The organism is Mesorhizobium sp. M7A.F.Ca.US.006.01.1.1, from assembly GCF_003997935.1.
Classification (GTDB): domain Bacteria; phylum Pseudomonadota; class Alphaproteobacteria; order Rhizobiales; family Rhizobiaceae; genus Mesorhizobium.
Window position 1 is genome coordinate 1 of sequence record NZ_RZQL01000186.1, and the last position, 14,304, is coordinate 14,304.

The 14,304-nt window shown below is 63.0% G+C and carries 11 protein-coding genes, 1 other RNA gene and 1 pseudogene; 8 read left to right on the forward strand and 5 right to left on the reverse strand.

The annotated features are described in order from the left end of the window. Window positions 1-339 precede the first annotated feature (339 nt). Complete coding sequence (locus tag EN943_RS26660; RefSeq protein WP_127415270.1) at window positions 340-1,140, reverse strand: GH25 family lysozyme; 801 nt, start codon at window positions 1,138-1,140, stop codon at window positions 340-342. Window positions 1,141-1,369: 229 nt separating this feature from the next. On the opposite strand from EN943_RS26660, the gene EN943_RS26665 reads away from it, so the two are divergent. Beyond that, complete coding sequence (locus EN943_RS26665) at window positions 1,370-2,749, forward strand: serine hydrolase (RefSeq protein WP_127415271.1); 1,380 nt, start codon at window positions 1,370-1,372, stop codon at window positions 2,747-2,749. A gap of 169 nt (window positions 2,750-2,918) precedes the next feature. Here EN943_RS26665 and EN943_RS26670 read toward each other — a convergent pair whose 3' ends face one another. From EN943_RS26670 to EN943_RS26680, 3 genes are read right to left on the reverse strand one after another with little or no spacing between them, the layout of a single operon-like run. After that, window positions 2,919-3,584 carry a class I SAM-dependent methyltransferase gene (locus EN943_RS26670; RefSeq protein ID WP_127415272.1) on the reverse strand — a complete coding sequence of 222 codons (666 nt, stop codon included), beginning with the start codon at window positions 3,582-3,584 and terminating at the stop codon, window positions 2,919-2,921. Next, on the reverse strand, window positions 3,581-4,879 hold the full coding sequence (locus EN943_RS26675) for a DUF3419 family protein (protein WP_127415273.1): 1,299 nt from the start codon (window positions 4,877-4,879) through the stop codon (window positions 3,581-3,583). Before EN943_RS26675 ends, EN943_RS26670 begins: the two co-directional genes overlap by 4 nt. Before the next feature lie 31 nt (window positions 4,880-4,910). Beyond that, window positions 4,911-8,558, reverse strand: coding sequence for a hydantoinase B/oxoprolinase family protein (locus EN943_RS26680; RefSeq protein ID WP_127415274.1), 3,648 nt, complete (start codon window positions 8,556-8,558; stop codon window positions 4,911-4,913). 195 nt (window positions 8,559-8,753) lie between these two features. Between EN943_RS26680 and EN943_RS26685 the strand changes: the two genes are divergently transcribed. The 5 genes from EN943_RS26685 to rnpB all read left to right on the forward strand — a co-directional run bounded on the left by EN943_RS26685 (window position 8,754) and on the right by rnpB (window position 12,058). Then, on the forward strand, window positions 8,754-9,014 hold the full coding sequence (locus EN943_RS26685) for a hypothetical protein (protein ID WP_081734943.1): 261 nt from the start codon (window positions 8,754-8,756) through the stop codon (window positions 9,012-9,014). 174 nt (window positions 9,015-9,188) lie between these two features. After that, a complete protein-coding gene (locus tag EN943_RS26690) occupies window positions 9,189-9,908 on the forward strand; it encodes a DnaJ family molecular chaperone (RefSeq protein ID WP_127415275.1) in 720 nt (239 codons plus the stop codon). Further along, window positions 9,905-10,660 (forward strand): N-acetylmuramoyl-L-alanine amidase, encoded by a 756-nt coding sequence (locus EN943_RS26695; protein WP_127415276.1) that lies wholly within the window; start codon window positions 9,905-9,907, stop codon window positions 10,658-10,660. Before EN943_RS26690 ends, EN943_RS26695 begins: the two co-directional genes overlap by 4 nt. Before the next feature lie 209 nt (window positions 10,661-10,869). Continuing rightward, window positions 10,870-11,598, forward strand: coding sequence for a transglycosylase SLT domain-containing protein (locus EN943_RS26700; RefSeq protein ID WP_127415277.1), 729 nt, complete (start codon window positions 10,870-10,872; stop codon window positions 11,596-11,598). A 50-nt stretch (window positions 11,599-11,648) separates the two neighbouring features. Next, window positions 11,649-12,058: RNase P RNA component class A (gene rnpB, locus EN943_RS26705), an RNA gene on the forward strand. A 137-nt stretch (window positions 12,059-12,195) separates the two neighbouring features. On the opposite strand, the gene EN943_RS26710 is transcribed toward rnpB, so the two are convergent. Then, window positions 12,196-13,311: a cystathionine gamma-lyase gene (locus EN943_RS26710; RefSeq protein WP_127415278.1), complete on the reverse strand. Its 1,116-nt coding sequence runs from the start codon at window positions 13,309-13,311 to the stop codon at window positions 12,196-12,198. A 410-nt stretch (window positions 13,312-13,721) separates the two neighbouring features. Here EN943_RS26710 and mraZ point away from each other — a divergent pair, with 410 nt between their 5' ends. Both mraZ and EN943_RS26720 read left to right on the forward strand, forming a co-directional pair. Further along, window positions 13,722-14,180 (forward strand): division/cell wall cluster transcriptional repressor MraZ, encoded by a 459-nt coding sequence (mraZ, locus tag EN943_RS26715; protein ID WP_127415279.1) that lies wholly within the window; start codon window positions 13,722-13,724, stop codon window positions 14,178-14,180. Next, a pseudogene (locus EN943_RS26720) lies at window positions 14,177-14,304 on the forward strand (16S rRNA (cytosine(1402)-N(4))-methyltransferase); the annotation flags it as partial. The gene mraZ and the pseudogene EN943_RS26720, both read left to right, overlap by 4 nt.

Sequence of the window (14,304 nt, forward strand, 5' to 3'; positions counted from 1 at the left end):
GGGTCAGCGCAGCCGCGAGGACTTTGGAACGCAGTCGCATCAGCTTCCTCTCGAAACGAATAGCGGCAGTTGTTGTGCTCCCCCCGGAAGCCCAACGCCCTGAATTGCCGGCGGTTGCACTTTTCACCGCTGGCTGTGTCGAAAAGCAGGCGGCAGGCCCGGTGTCAACGGTTCTTCTGCCGCAGCCCCTTGTTCCGGCCGGCTTCGCTGCCGTTGCACTGGTTCAACGGAAGCTCTGCTGGAGTGATTTGGTGCAGGGCGGTGCTGCCGTTGAACCGGTTCAACGGAAGCTCTGCTGGAGTGATTTGATCGAGGGCGGTGCTGCCGTTGAACCTGACGTCAACGGGTGTTCTGCCGCAGCCATTTGTTCCAGGCGGCTTCGCTGCCGTTGAAGACGTTGATGTCGGCTTTGCCGGGCATGCCGGGAATGATGCCGGTTCCGGTGTACTGCCAGAAGGTGAAGGGGTGGCTGCCGTATTTCTCACGCGGATGGCCGGCGACGGAGCGCAGCCAATAGGGATAGCCACGGAAGCCCGACAGTTCGTTGTCGTCGAAGAAGTCGACCGAGGTGTAGATGATCGGCTTCTTGCCATAGTGGCGTTCGACGATTTCGAGGAAGGTGGCCATCTCCGCGCGCACCGTGGCCGCGTCGGGACGCAGCCTGCAGGTCGGCGATTGCGGGTTCCATTCCATGTCGAGGACCGGCGGCATCGCCGAGCGGTCGACGGGGACGTTGCGGATGAACCAGCGCGCCTGCACGGCAGCCGGGGTGCAGAAATAGTAGAAATGATAGGCGGCTCGCGGAATTCCGTTGGCCTTCGTGCGCGCCCAATGCTCGTTGAAGTATTCATCGAAGCGATCGCCGCCCTCGGTCGCCTTGATGAAGGCGAAGGAGATGCCGCTGGCCCTGGCAGCCGGCCAGTCGACCGAGGTCTGGTATTTGGAAACATCGGTGCCGTGGACGGCATAGTTCCACGGCGCGCCGCTCTCCCATTCATGCGGCTTGGAGTCGGCAAAGCGCGGCGCGCGCACGGCAACCGTCGGGCTGCTCGAAGCGGATGGCGACAGCGGCGAGAGATCGTCGACGGTCGAGCAAGCACCAAGCAGCGCTAGCATGATCAGGCCCGCAAGACGGCGCATCGCAATTCCCGAGCCGGATTCAGCCGGTCGCTGATGGGTCTCTACACTGTTGGCCTGCTTTGTGATCGGGCCCCCTCCGAACGATCGCCCCACAGCATCGCTCAGCATATCCTGTGATCGCCGATCATGGTTGATAATCCGTTGATGGCGCTCGACAAGCTTTGTGATTTGCGGAAGCAATGGCGGCAAATCGATGACATAAGGCTCAGGCGAAGCCCGGAGGAAATAAATGCGGATCGTGGTCAAGATCGTCAAATGGCTGCTTGGCCTGATCGTCCTAGTGATCGCAGCACTTTTTGCCTGGCTTTATATCGCGCCGCCGGAGTTGATCAGGGTCGGCTCGGGCTACTCTGCCAAGATCGTCTGTTCGAACGTCTTCATTGCCGGCCGCGATCCCAATGAGGTGCTGGCCGTCGACGTGCAGGCGCCCGGGCACCCCCTGCTGCGGTTGATGCGGGTTTCGGTGGACAAGAACAGGGGAACGGTGTCTGCCGGCCTGTTCGGTTTCCTCGGCAAGAGCGTCGCCGTCGCCCGCGACGGGCTTGGCTGCGCTTCGGTTCCGGACGGCGATGTAGGCAAGGCGCGGCGGACCGCGATCCAGGCGGAGCCGTCGGCAGCCACCATGGGCGACCTGTGGCCGGAAGGCGAACGGGTCGAAGCTTCGCAAGATCCGGTTGTCGCCAAGCTACTGGACGATGCGGCGCTGACCGGCACCGGCATGCGCGCGGTGGTGGTGGTCAAGAATGGCCGTGTCGTCGCCGAGCGCTACGGCGATGGCTTTTCCGCCAGGACGCCGCTGCTCGGCTGGTCGATGACCAAGACGGTGAACGCCGCCATCGTCGGTACGTTGGTCAAGGACGGCAAGATGGCTTTCGACAACAAAAACCTGTTTGCCCCGTGGAAGGCGGACGGCCGCGCGGTGATCAGCCTTGCCGACATGATGGCGATGTCGAGCGGGCTGGAGTTCAACGAGGATTATGGCGACGTCGCCGACGTCACGCGCATGCTCTATCTCGAGCCAGACATGGCGGGCTTCGCCGAATCCAAGCCGCTGGCCGCAGAGGTCGGCAAACAGTTTTCCTATTCGAGCGGCACGGCGGTGATGCTGTCGCGGCTCTGGCAGGACGCGATCGGCGACAAGGCCAAGGCGCTGACGTGGCCTCGCACGGCCCTGTTCGAGCCGCTTGGCATGCACAGCGCGGTGCTAGAGACCGACGAGCAGGGCACCTTCGTCGGCTCGTCCTATCTCTACGCAACCGCGCATGACTGGGCGCGCTTCGGCCAATTCCTGCTGCAAGGCGGGGTGTGGAACGGCCACCAGATCCTGCCGGTTGGCTTCGTCGACTGGATGCGGGAGCCGGCATCCGCCTCGAAAGTCTACGGCAAGGGCCAGTTGTGGATCGAGGCCCCGGGCGATGAGGAAACCCCTGGCGCCGGCGTCGCGGCAGGCCTGCCCAAGGACACGTATTGGATGGAAGGCCATGACGGGCAGACGGTCGCCATCATCCCCTCGGAGCAGTTGGTGGTGGTGCGGCTAGGGTTGACGCCTGCCAAGTTCGGCTATCGGCCGCAGACGATGGTGGGGGCGTTAATCAAGGCGCTGCATTAAGGTGCATTGATATCGGGTGATGCCGGCCTGCAAATGGCGGCTTCCTGCGCTTCCCCGTTCTACCGCGTCGCGGCAGAACTGAGCTCACGTACCCAAAAGTACGCTCCGCTCCGGTTCTCGGAACCCACCATTTTCGACTCGGCCTGACCTGAATCTCAACACACCTTGGCTAACCGCGGGGCCCGATAACCGCCAGCCAGGCATAGCCGCGATAAAGCGTGCGGAAACGGAAGCTTGCGCCGGTTCGCCGCGATTCCGATTCCAGGACTTCGCGCAAGGATTCACGCGGCGCGACGTGGAATTTTTTCAGCCAGCCGCGCAGCAAGGTCTGGAACCAGCCCGGCAGGCCTTCCTGCTGGCCAAAATCGACGATGTGCAGCGAGCCGCCGGGGGCCAGTGCGGCAAGTGCCGCCGATACTGTTTTTTCCCAGCCGGGGATCATCGACAGCGAATAGGACACGAAGACACGGTCGAAGCGTTCGACACCGAAGAGTGCACGAGCATCGAACTCGGTGGCGTCGCCCCTTGCCAGCACGACGCGGCCGGACAGGCCCTCACGGTCGATCGCCTTTCCGGCTGTCTCCAGCATTTCGGCCGAGATATCGAGGCCGTAGAAGCGGGCATCGGGATAGCGGCGGGCAGCCAGGATGATGTTGCGGCCGGTGCCGCAGCCGAGCTCGAGCACGGTGCCGCCGGTCGGCACGTCCAGCCCCGATAAAAGCCGGTCGCGGCCAAGCAGGTAGTATTTGCGGGTCAGGTCGTAGATGTGGCGCTGCCAGCGGTAGACGCCGTCCATCAGTTCGGCATGGTTGGCCGGCAGCTCGGTCGTGCTCATGCGGCGCGCTTCACATAGAGGTGGAAGCCGCCATAGATGGCCGAGCGGTCGCGGGCCGAAAACTCGCGCGAAGCCTGGTCCTGATAGTCCCATTGGTCGAGCAGCGAGCTGGAGACACGGCCCGGCAACAGGCTGGGTTCGGCGGCGGTGCGGAAGATGACGCGGGCGCCGGCCGAAGCCGTACGGGTGATTTCCGCCCACAGCGCGTTGAGCTGGTCGTCGGTCATCCAGTCCTGTGCATCGAGCAGGATAAAGCGGTCGACGGAGCCTGCATCCTTGCCGGCGAGGAACTCGATCAGATTGGCATGGTGGATGGCGACGCGGCCGACATTGCCGCGGATGATCTCGTAATTCTGCTTTTCGAGATAGGCGGGCAGGGCGGCCTCGCCGGGGTTCGGATAGCGCCGGGCGAAGGCCTGCCAGGCGAAGTAGTTGTTCTCCAGCGGAAAGTCGCAAGCGAGTTTTTCCAGCCGGGCTTTCAGCACGCTGGCCATGGTGCCGTCACCGGAGGTGATCAGCGAATCATACTGCGCCGGTGGAATGCCGAGGCCGAACAGCGAAGCCTTGCGCGACGTCGCCCATCTCAAAAGCTTCTTGTCGAAGACCGGCGCCAGCTCTTCGTTGAAAAAGCGGCGCTGCTCGCCGATGTTCCTGGCCTGCATGATGCCGGCGGGGTCGACGCCGAAGAACTTTGCCGTGCGGTGGCCCATGGCGATGAACAGGCCGAGCAGGCCGGTCTGGTAGAAATTGCGGTCGAACACAGTGATGCGCCTGATGCCGCGCCAGTTGCGGCGCTCCCAGTAGTGACGGCTGACAGGATCGAGATGCGGCGCGATGAAACGGTCATACGCTTTCGAATTGTGGCTGGTGTCGGCGGCGCCGAAGAAGCGGAACAGGTCGCTCTGCGATGGCAGGCGGCGCACCGCCTCCAGCTTCATGCGGTTCAGCGCGATGTGCGCGGTGTTGAGGTCGACGGCGTCGACCCGGGCCGGCGAGCGCGTGAGGTAGGCCAGGATGTTGCAGCCGCCGGAGGCGATGGTAACGACGCGGTGGCCCTGGCCAAGCTGCATCGCCTCCATGTCGACATCGGGGTCTTCCCAGATCTGCGGATAGACGAGGCCGGAGAACAGGAAGGCGAACAGCCGCTCCGAAATGCCGGCCTTCGACAGCGGCCGGTTCTGGTAGACGGCCTTTCCAACTTCCTTGCCGCGGCGAAAAACCAGATCTGCGGAAACGTCCGTCATGGCAAGATGATTCCCCGTTTGCTTTGCCGCAAGCGGGTAGCCCAGGGTCATGACAGGCCGGTGACAGCCTGTTGACGCCTCCTTACAGCTTGCCAAATCCGCCCGGCGTCGGCGTCGTCAGGATGACGGCGTCGCCGGCCTGAAGCACGGTCTGGTCGCAGGCTTTCAGCATTTCGATCGTGCCGTCCTTGCGGCGGACTTTGGTCGAGCCGACCTCGCCATCGCCGCCTCCGTCCAGGCCTTGTGGCGGACGGTTGCGGTGCGAGGACAGGATCGCGCAGTCCATCTTTTCGAGGAAGCGGATGGTGCGCTTGGTGCCGTCGCCGGCGCTCCATTTGCCCTTGCCGCCGGAATTTTCCCGAATGTGGAAATCCTCGAGCAGCACGGGAAAGCGCAGCTCGAGCACTTCCGGGTCGGTGAGGCGCGAATTGGTCATGTGGGTGTGGACGCCGGAGGTGCCGGCAAAGCCGCGGCCCGAGTTCATCCGGCCGGCCGGCGAGCCGGAGCAGATCGTCTCGTAATATTGGTAGGTCTTATTGCCGAAGGTCAGGTTGTTCATCGTGCCTTGGGCGTTGGCCATGGCGCCCATGGCGCCGAACAGCGCGTTGGTGACGTGCTGCGAGGTCTCGACATTGCCGGCGACGACGGCGGCGGGGTAGGCGGGTTTCAGCATGCAGCCATCGGGAATGATGATGTTGATTGGCCGCAGGCACCCGGCATTCATCGGGATCATGTCCTCGACCATGACGCGGAAGGCATAGAGCACGGCGGCTCGGGCGACCGGCTCGGGCGCGTTGAAATTATTCTTCATCACCGGCGAGGTGCCGGTGAAGTCGACGGTCGCCTCGCGCTTTTGCCGGTCGACCGTGATCTTCACCTTGATGATCTGGCCGGTGTCGGTCGGGTATTCGTACTCAGAACTGTCGGGCAGCCGCTCCAGCACGCGGCGCACGCTTTCGGCGGCGTTGTCCTGGACATGGCCCATGTAGGCCTCGACGACATCGAGGCCGAAATGCGTGACCATCTTGCGGAGTTCCGCGACGCCCTTTTCGTTGGCGGCGATCTGCGCCTTGAGGTCGGCGATGTTCTGGTGCGGATTGCGGGCCGGATAGCGGTGGTCGGTGAGCAGCGTCTCCAGCTCCTTCTCGCGGAATTTTCCGCGATCGACGATGCGGAAATTGTCGAACAGCACGCCTTCCTCGTCGACCGTGGTGGCGAGCGGCGTCATCGAGCCGGGTGCGGTGCCGCCGATATCGGCATGATGGCCGCGCGAGGCGGCCCAAAAGAGGATTTCCTGTTGGATGTCGTCGAACACCGGTGTCACGACAGTGATATCGGGCAGATGCGTGCCGCCATTGTAGGGCGCGTTGAGGGCAAAGACGTCGCCGGGATGGATGTCGCCGGAATTCAGCCGGATGATGGTTTCGACCGAACGGTCCATGGAACCCAGATGCACCGGCATGTGCGGCGCATTGGCGACCAGCGCGCCATGGCGGTCGAAGACGGCGCAGGAGAAATCCAGCCTTTCCTTGATGTTGACGGAATAGGCGGTGTTCTGCAGCGTAACGCCCATCTGTTCGGCGATCGACATGAAAAGGTTGTTGAAGACCTCCAGCATGACCGGATCGGCCTCTGTGCCGAGCGCTGCCTGCCGGCGTTTTTTCTCGACACGGCGCAGCAGCACATGGTTCCTGGCGGTGATTTCGGCCTGCCAGCCCGGCTCGATGACGATTGTCTGGTTCGGCTCGATAATCAAGGCAGGTCCCGCAACCTTGTTTCCCGGCTTCAGCGCCTCGCGACGGAAGATGGGTGAAGCACGCCACTCTCCCTCGGTGAAGATTTCGCGGGTTTGCGAAGGGCTTACGGCAAGGTCTTCGGTTCGCGATTCAGTTTCGTCGCGCCCAGTGCCGCCGGTGTCTGTGCCTTCGACGCCGACGGTCTCGACGATCACCGGCTTGTCGTCATAGACGAAACCGAACTGCGCCTTGTGGGCGATTTCAAAATCGCGCCTGGCCTGGAAAATCGAATCCGCCTCGAAATTCACCGGCAGTGTCGTGTCGGTGCCGTCATAGCGAATGTGCAGAACCGGCTTCGTGGCGACCGTATGCTCGGCGATGCCTTGCGCCGCGAGTTCGGCGACAACGGCTTTTCTCAAGATGGCAATGAGGTTGCCGATCTCCGTTCTGGACTCTTCGGCAAGCGGCTTCAGCAGCGCCTGTTGGCGCGAGGCAAAGACTGAGGACAGGCCGATACCATAGGCCGACAGCAGACCTGAGAAGGGATGGATCAGCACCGCTTCCATGCCGAGCGCATCGGCGACCAGGCACGCGTGCTGGCCGCCGGCGCCGCCAAAACAGTTCAGGAGATATTCGGTGACGTCGTAGCCGCGCTGGACGGAGATCTTCTTGATGGCGTTGGCCATGTTCTCCACGGCGATGGTGACGAACCCTTCGGCGACAGTCTCGGGCGACCGGCCATCGCCGATTTCGGCGGCGAGTGCGGAGAATTTTTCGCGCACTGTGTCGACGTCGAGCGTCTGGTCCTGGCCGGGCCCAAAAATCGCCGGGAAGAAATCGGGCTGCAGCTTGCCCAGCATCACATTGGCGTCGGTGACGGCGAGCGGGCCGCCGCGCCGGTAGGCTGCCGGGCCGGGATTGGCGCCAGCCGAGTCAGGTCCGGCGCGAAAACGGCCGGCCTCATAATGCAGGATAGAGCCACCGCCGGCGGCGACGGTGTGGATGCGCATCATCGGCGCGCGGACGCGCACGCCGGCGACCTCGGTGTCGAAGGCGCGCTCATACTCTCCGTCATAATGGGCGACGTCGGTCGAGGTGCCGCCCATGTCGAAGCCGATGACCTTGTCGAAGCCGGCGAGCCTGGCTGTCTCGACCATGCCGACGACGCCGCCGGCCGGCCCTGACAGCAGTGCGTCCTTGCCCTGGAACATGTCGGCAGCGGTGAGACCGCCCGACGACATCATGAACATCAGGCGGGGCGATTGGCCGATCTCCCCCACAAGGGGGGAGATCGGCGCCGCCCCCAACTCTCCCGCCACCCTTTGCACATAGCGCGACAGGATCGGCGACAGATAGGCATCGACCACCGCGGTGTCGCCGCGGCCGACCAGCTTGATCAGTGGCGAGACTTCATGGCTGACCGAGACCTGGCTGAAACCAAGTTTGCGGCAGACTTTCGCCACAGCCTTCTCGTGGTCGGGGTATTTCCAGGCGTGCATGAAGACGATGGCGACCGCATCGATACCATCGGCCCTGGCCTGTTCGATCGCCGGCCGGCAGGCGGCGATGTCGAGCAATTGTTCGACGCAGCCATCGGCGCGCACACGCTCGTTGATTTCGATGACGCGCTCGTAGAGCTGTTCGGGAAGGATGATCTCCTTGGCGAAGATGTCCGGGCGCGCCTGGTAGGCGATCTTCAGCGCATCGCGAAAGCCCTTGGTGATGAGCAAGAGCACGCGGTCGCCCTTGCGCTCCAGCAGCGCATTGGTGGCAACCGTGGTGCCCATCTTGATGTCGCCGATCAGGCCGCTCGGGATCGTGTCGCCGGAGGACAAGCCGAGAAGGTCGCGAATGCCCTGGATGGCAGCATCGTTGTAGGCTTCGGGATTTTCGGAGAGAAGCTTGCGCGGGTGCAGCCCGCCTTCCGGATCTCGGCCGATGATATCGGTGAATGTGCCGCCGCGGTCGATCCAGAAATCCCATTTTTCGGTCATGACAGTCCCCGGCGCTCTTCTGTTCGATCGGTGGTTCGGCACATGCTGTTAGTTCGCCATGGCCCGAGCGGCAATCGCAAATGAACCAGACGATGTTACATGCGGAAACGCAACGTTACGAAACCCATGGTCGTCTGGCGCATTTGTCCTTCGACCGCTCACGGCAACGTGAGCGTGTGTTGAAGGAGAGACAAAATGAAAAAGCTCATTCTCGCGTCCGTTTCCGCTTTGGCCTTGCTTGGCGTCGCCGCCTGCAGTGACAGCGGTACGGACAATACCACCACCCAGAGCACCAATCCGCCGGCCGCCGAGGAACCGATGAAGCCGGCTACCCCGGAAGCCACGCCGCCGGCCGCGACGCCTCCGGCAACGGACAATTCGACCACGAAGAGCATCACACCCGAGAAGCCTGCCGAGCCGGCTCCGGCAACACCAGCTCCTGCGCCCGCGCAGTAGTGAGCAAGCAGTACATCGTGTGATGAATGAGAAAGGCCGGCTCGCGCCGGCCTTTCTCATATTGTCCGAGCGCCGTGGCTAATCCCCTTTTGCGCGTCGGATCGATTTGTCGCGCAAAGCCTGCGGCACTGTCCCGGCTTGATAGGAGGGGGCGGTGGCTCTAAGAAGCAGGCCATGTCGATTTGGGATCGCCTCGGCGAATTCATCACCCGCGTTTCATCCTCAGCCTCGTCGGGTGTCGCCGACGTCGTGGAGGCCGTGCGCACGGTTTTCTCCGGCGATGCGGATTTGCGCCGGCGTGTCGCCTTTTCGGTGGCGATGATCGCGCTGTCGGCCAAGATGGCCAAGGCCGATGGCATCGTCACCCAGGACGAGGTGCGCGCCTTCCAGGAAATCTTCGAGGTGCCGCCGAAGGAAACGCGCAATGTGGCGCGGCTGTTCGATCTCGCCCAGCGCGACGTAGCCGGTTTCGAGACCTATGCCGAGCGGATGGCGCAGATGTGTGGTTCCGGGCATTCCAACTGTGTGATGCTGGAAGACATACTCGACGGCCTGTTCCACATCGCCAAGGCCGACGGGCTGGTGCATGAGCACGAAGGCCACTTCCTGCACCGCATCGCCGAGATTTTCCGCATCGACGAGGCCCATTACGAGGCCATCATGGCGCGGCACGTCAATCTGGGCGCCGGGGATCCCTATGTCGTGCTTGGCATCGAGCGCGGCAAGCCGTTCGAAGAGGTCAGGAAACGCTATCGCAAGCTGGTTTCCGACAATCATCCGGACCGGCTGATCGCGCGCGGCCTGCCTCAGGAATTCATCAAGATTGCGACGACCAGGGTGGCGGCGATCAATGCCGCCTACGAGATGATCGAGCGGGGCCTGCGCCACGCATGAGCGGCTTTCTGCCCGACGAGCCACGTGCCGAAGTCAGGGTATCGCCGAATTTCGGCCCGCGGCGCGAGACACCCAGGCCTGACATGATCGTGCTGCACTACACCGGCATGGCGACCGGCGCCGGGGCCGAGGCCTGGCTTTGCGATCCGGCCAGCGAGGTTTCGTCGCATTATCTGGTCCACGAGAATGGCCATGTCGTGCAGATGGTCAGGGAAAGCGACCGCGCCTGGCATGCCGGCAAGAGTTCGTGGTTCGGACGCGCCGACATCAATTCCTGTTCTGTCGGCATCGAGATCGTCAATCCGGGACATTCGCTGGGTTATCCCGGTTTTCCCCGGCGGCAGATCGATGCGGTGATCGGGCTGTGCCGTGGGATCGCCGGTCGGCATTCGATCGCCGCCGAGCGGGTACTCGCGCATTCCGATGTTGCGCCGGGGCGCAAAATCGATCCCGGCGAGAAGTTTCCGTGGCGGACGCTGTTCGAGGCCGGTGTCGGCCATCTCGTGGCGGCCGCACCCGTCAGGCGAGGCGCCACTCTGACAACCGGCGACACCGGCGGCGACGTCGAAGCATTGCAGTCGATGCTGGCCCTCTACGGCTATGGCGTTGAAATATCCGGCGTTTTCGACCGGCAGACAGAGGCGGTGGTCGAAGCCTTTCAACGGCATTTCCGGCCGCGCAAGGTGGACGGTGTTGCCGACGGCTCGACGCTGAGGACGCTGCAAAGGCTGCTTGCTTCCGTGAGGCGCTAACCTCCGGGGGACCTCTCCTAAGCAATTCTTTCCAATCCTTAAGTTACAAGCTGTCACTCAAAGTGACTTGCCTGGCCTTGTTTGACACCAATTCGGGCGTCAAACGGCTGACGTGTAGATGTCGGACCCCAAGCCCCCCGGGTTGTTCCGACGTTGGTTAGGCGTTGCTGCGTGAACATCTTCGCGCGGTTCAGACAGAACAGGATCACATGCAGAAATTTACCGTTTTAACGGCAGCTCTTGCTGCCGGTGTAATGACTTTTGCCTTCAGTGCGGCGCATGCAGCGTCATTCAGCCCGCGGGCCGATCAAGGACTTCCCGTGGTATCCGCGAAAAGCGGCAAGGCAGGCCATGACGCCAAGGCGACGAAGCGGGCTTCCGCCAAAGCGGAGACGAAGCGGCCTTCCGCGAAAATGGAAAAAGCAAGCTGGTCCAAGCCGAAGAAGTCCGCCAGAAATCAGGCGAAGCGTGACCGAAAGACCGTCGACATGACGGCAACGGCGTCGATCGGAGTCCGGAACGCGGCAGCCTCGACGGCGGCGGTGGCCAGCAGCGGTCAGTATTCCGCTATCGTTGCCCGCTATGCGGCGATCGAAGGCGTGCCGGTGTCGCTCGCCACGGCGGTTATCAAGATCGAAAGCAACTATCGGCCCAATATCGTCGGCGGCGCCGGCGAGATCGGCCTGATGCAGATCAAGCCGGCCACGGCTCGGATGATGGGCTATAGCGGCTCCGCCAAGGGTCTGTTCGATCCCGACACCAACATCAAATACGGCATGAAATACCTTGCCATGGCACGGAGCCTCGGTGGCGGCACAACCTGCGGCACGATTCTGAAATACAATGCCGGCCACGCCGCAACGCGGATGAACCCCGTGTCGGCAGCCTATTGCGGCAAGGTGAAGGTGCAGATGGCTGCGCTTGGATCGCCCGCATAAGTCTGCTTTTTCGTTTGCGTTTTCAGGTGTGAACCTCTTTATACGCTCTGCCAGCTGGCTGGGCGGCCGCACCCGCAAACGCCGAAAGGTCGTGGGTGAGGAAAGTCCGGGCTCCATGGAAACACGGTGCCGGTTAATGGCCGGCGGGGGCGACCCCAGGGAAAGTGCCACAGAAAGCAAACCGCCACGATCCGGCTTGCCGGATTCGGGGTAAGGGTGAAAGGGTGGGGTAAGAGCCCACCGCGCGACTGGCAACAGGAGCGGCACGGTAAACCCCACCGGGAGCAAGACCGAATAGGGACGGTGCGAGGGGAAACCCTCGAGGGCTGTTTCCGGCTCACCGTCCGGGTAGGTTGCGTGAGGCGCATGGCAACATGCGCCCAAGATGAATGGCCGCCACGTTCTCGCCCCGCAAGGGGCGGGGGCCATACAGAACCCGGCTTACAGGCCAGCTGGCAATTCTCCTCCATGTCGAAGAGAACCATTTGAGATCAATAGGTTGCGCCCTCGGGGCGCGCCTATTGATTCAAGCTTGTTCGGCGATTCGTCGGCCATCGCAACATCGAGGCCGATGACCTGGCCCGCCCAGTCGATTTGTCAGCCGCCGATCTTGTCCAGCGACGCCTCGATCGCCTTCCAGAGCTCTTCCACCGGCTCGCAGCCGACCGAGAGGCGAACGAAACCGGCGGCGACCGCATCGCCTCGCTTCAAGCGCCGCTCGGCGGAGGTGTGGACGCCGCCGAAGGATGTCGCGGCCTGCATCAGGTCGCAATTGTTGATGAAATCCTCGGCCTTGTCCTCCGAGGCGAGCTCGAAAGAAATGAGAAAGCCGAAGCGCTCCATCTGGGCACGGGCAAGGTTGTGCGACGGATCGCCTTCCAGTCCGGGATAACGCAGGCCGCTGATTGCCCGGTGGCCCTGCAGCCGCCGCGCGATGACTTCCGCCGAGGAACACATGCGATCGAAGCGCACATCCAGTGTCTCCAGGCCGCGATGCACCAGCCAGGCTTCGAACGGTCCGGGAATGCTGCCGGAAACTTCGCGCCAGCCGGTCACGGCGGCTATGATATCGGCATTGCGGCTGGCCACATGGCCGAACAGCACGTCGGAGTGGCCATTGGGTGCCTTGGTGTCGGCGGCAACGACGATATCGGCGCCATGGTCGAGCGGCCGCTGGCCGAAGGGTGTCATGGTCGTGTTGTCGACGACAAGGATCGCGCCGGCTTTGTGAACAGCATCGGCAACGGCGGCGATATCGCAGATATCCAGCCCCGGATTGGCAGGGGTTTCGACAAACGCCAGCCGATAGCCATCGAAGCCGCCATCGAGGAAAGTCGAGGTCGGCCTGACGTCGTAGGTGATGCCGAGCGGCTTGAGGAAGCGATCGGCCAAAGCCCGCGTCGTGTGATAGCCGTCGGAAGGCAGCAGGATACGGTCGCCAGTCTTGAGCACGGCAAAGAACGCCGCCGAGATTGCCGCCATTCCTGAAGGGAAGGCGACGCAAGGCGCGCCCTCCAGATGGGCCAGCATATGTTCGACCGCGTCCCAGGTCGGGTTGCTGAATCGCCCGTACTGGTTGAAGCCGGTGGCGTCGCCGGGCGCATGAAAAATGGCGGTCATGGTCAGGGGCAGGGGAATGGAATCGCCCATGGCAAGCCCGCTGCGACGCAGGTGAGGAAGCGCTGCAGCGCGTGACTTTGCAGTTTCAGACATCGAATTTCCAACCCTGTTTGCGACCGGCGAGATGTGGCGAGACGCTATGCCTGGCAGCGGCGCGCGGCAAGGCGCGTCCGGTTGGGCCAGGCGGCTCTAAACGCTTCGTTAGGCTTAATGATCCATAAAGACGAGACGTGTCGTCACGGCCGCTCTCATTGGTCGCGGCGTGCGTGTTTGTGAAGCCTAATCCCGTTGACGCCCATAGTGCCCCATGATATCCCATCCAGACATCAAAGCCTTCGTTCCGTGTCAGGGTAAAGCGTACGCCAATCGGGCAGCCGCGGCGGCTGCGCGTTTGCCGGTTTTTGCCCGTGCGGAGGAGGTTGATACGGGGCAGGGAGCGCCCTGCGGCGGCGCGTGCGACAAGATGGAGAGGGGTGCGGCGGCGCAAGCGGCTGTAGCGTTTAATGGACCGGTTTCTGTCAAACACGGTGAGCAGGATCGATGCGAAGGGACGGGTGTCCGTTCCCGCGCATTTCCGTGCCGTCGTGCAGAAGCGCGGCTATTCGGAACTCTATGCGCTGCGCTGCCTGGATCTGCCGGCGATGGATGTCGGCGGGCTCGATCTGCTCGACCGCTACGAGCAGCGCATAGCGCTCGAGGATCCCTTCCTGCAGACGGCGGACGATATGTCGTTCTTCTGCCATGGCGACGGAGCCTTCTTGAAACTCGACCAGGACGGCCGCATCACGATGAGCGATTTCATTCGCGAACACACCGGCATTTCGGTGGAAGTGGCCTTTGTCGGGCGCGGCAATTTCTTTCAGATCTGGGAGCCGGGACGGCTTGCCGCCTATGGGGCGCAGGCGCGGGCACGGCTTTTGCTGCTTCGGCAGGGGACGAAGCCTGGGGAGCGACCGGAATGACGGCAGGCCGCGGCGATGACCTTCCTCGCGCCGTAGATGGGCACGCCGTTGGCGGATCGGCCCGCCACATTCCGGTCCTCCTTGCCGAAGTGCTTGAAGCGCTGGCGCCGGCGCAGGGCGACAT

Bases quoted from the DNA above. Each gene is read 5' to 3' on its own strand.
- EN943_RS26660 (WP_127415270.1), bottom strand. From the start codon at position 1,140: ATGCGCCGTCTTGCGGGCCTGATCATGCTAGCGCTGCTTGGTGCTTGC.
- EN943_RS26665 (WP_127415271.1), top strand. From the start codon at position 1,370: ATGCGGATCGTGGTCAAGATCGTCAAATGGCTGCTTGGCCTGATCGTC.
- EN943_RS26670 (WP_127415272.1), bottom strand. From the start codon at position 3,584: ATGAGCACGACCGAGCTGCCGGCCAACCATGCCGAACTGATGGACGGC.
- EN943_RS26675 (WP_127415273.1), bottom strand. From the start codon at position 4,879: ATGACCCTGGGCTACCCGCTTGCGGCAAAGCAAACGGGGAATCATCTT.
- EN943_RS26680 (WP_127415274.1), bottom strand. From the start codon at position 8,558: ATGACCGAAAAATGGGATTTCTGGATCGACCGCGGCGGCACATTCACC.
- EN943_RS26685 (WP_081734943.1), top strand. From the start codon at position 8,754: ATGAAAAAGCTCATTCTCGCGTCCGTTTCCGCTTTGGCCTTGCTTGGC.
- EN943_RS26690 (WP_127415275.1), top strand. From the start codon at position 9,189: ATGTCGATTTGGGATCGCCTCGGCGAATTCATCACCCGCGTTTCATCC.
- EN943_RS26695 (WP_127415276.1), top strand. From the start codon at position 9,905: ATGAGCGGCTTTCTGCCCGACGAGCCACGTGCCGAAGTCAGGGTATCG.
- EN943_RS26700 (WP_127415277.1), top strand. From the start codon at position 10,870: ATGCAGAAATTTACCGTTTTAACGGCAGCTCTTGCTGCCGGTGTAATG.
- EN943_RS26710 (WP_127415278.1), bottom strand. From the start codon at position 13,311: ATGTCTGAAACTGCAAAGTCACGCGCTGCAGCGCTTCCTCACCTGCGT.
- mraZ (WP_127415279.1), top strand. From the start codon at position 13,722: ATGGACCGGTTTCTGTCAAACACGGTGAGCAGGATCGATGCGAAGGGA.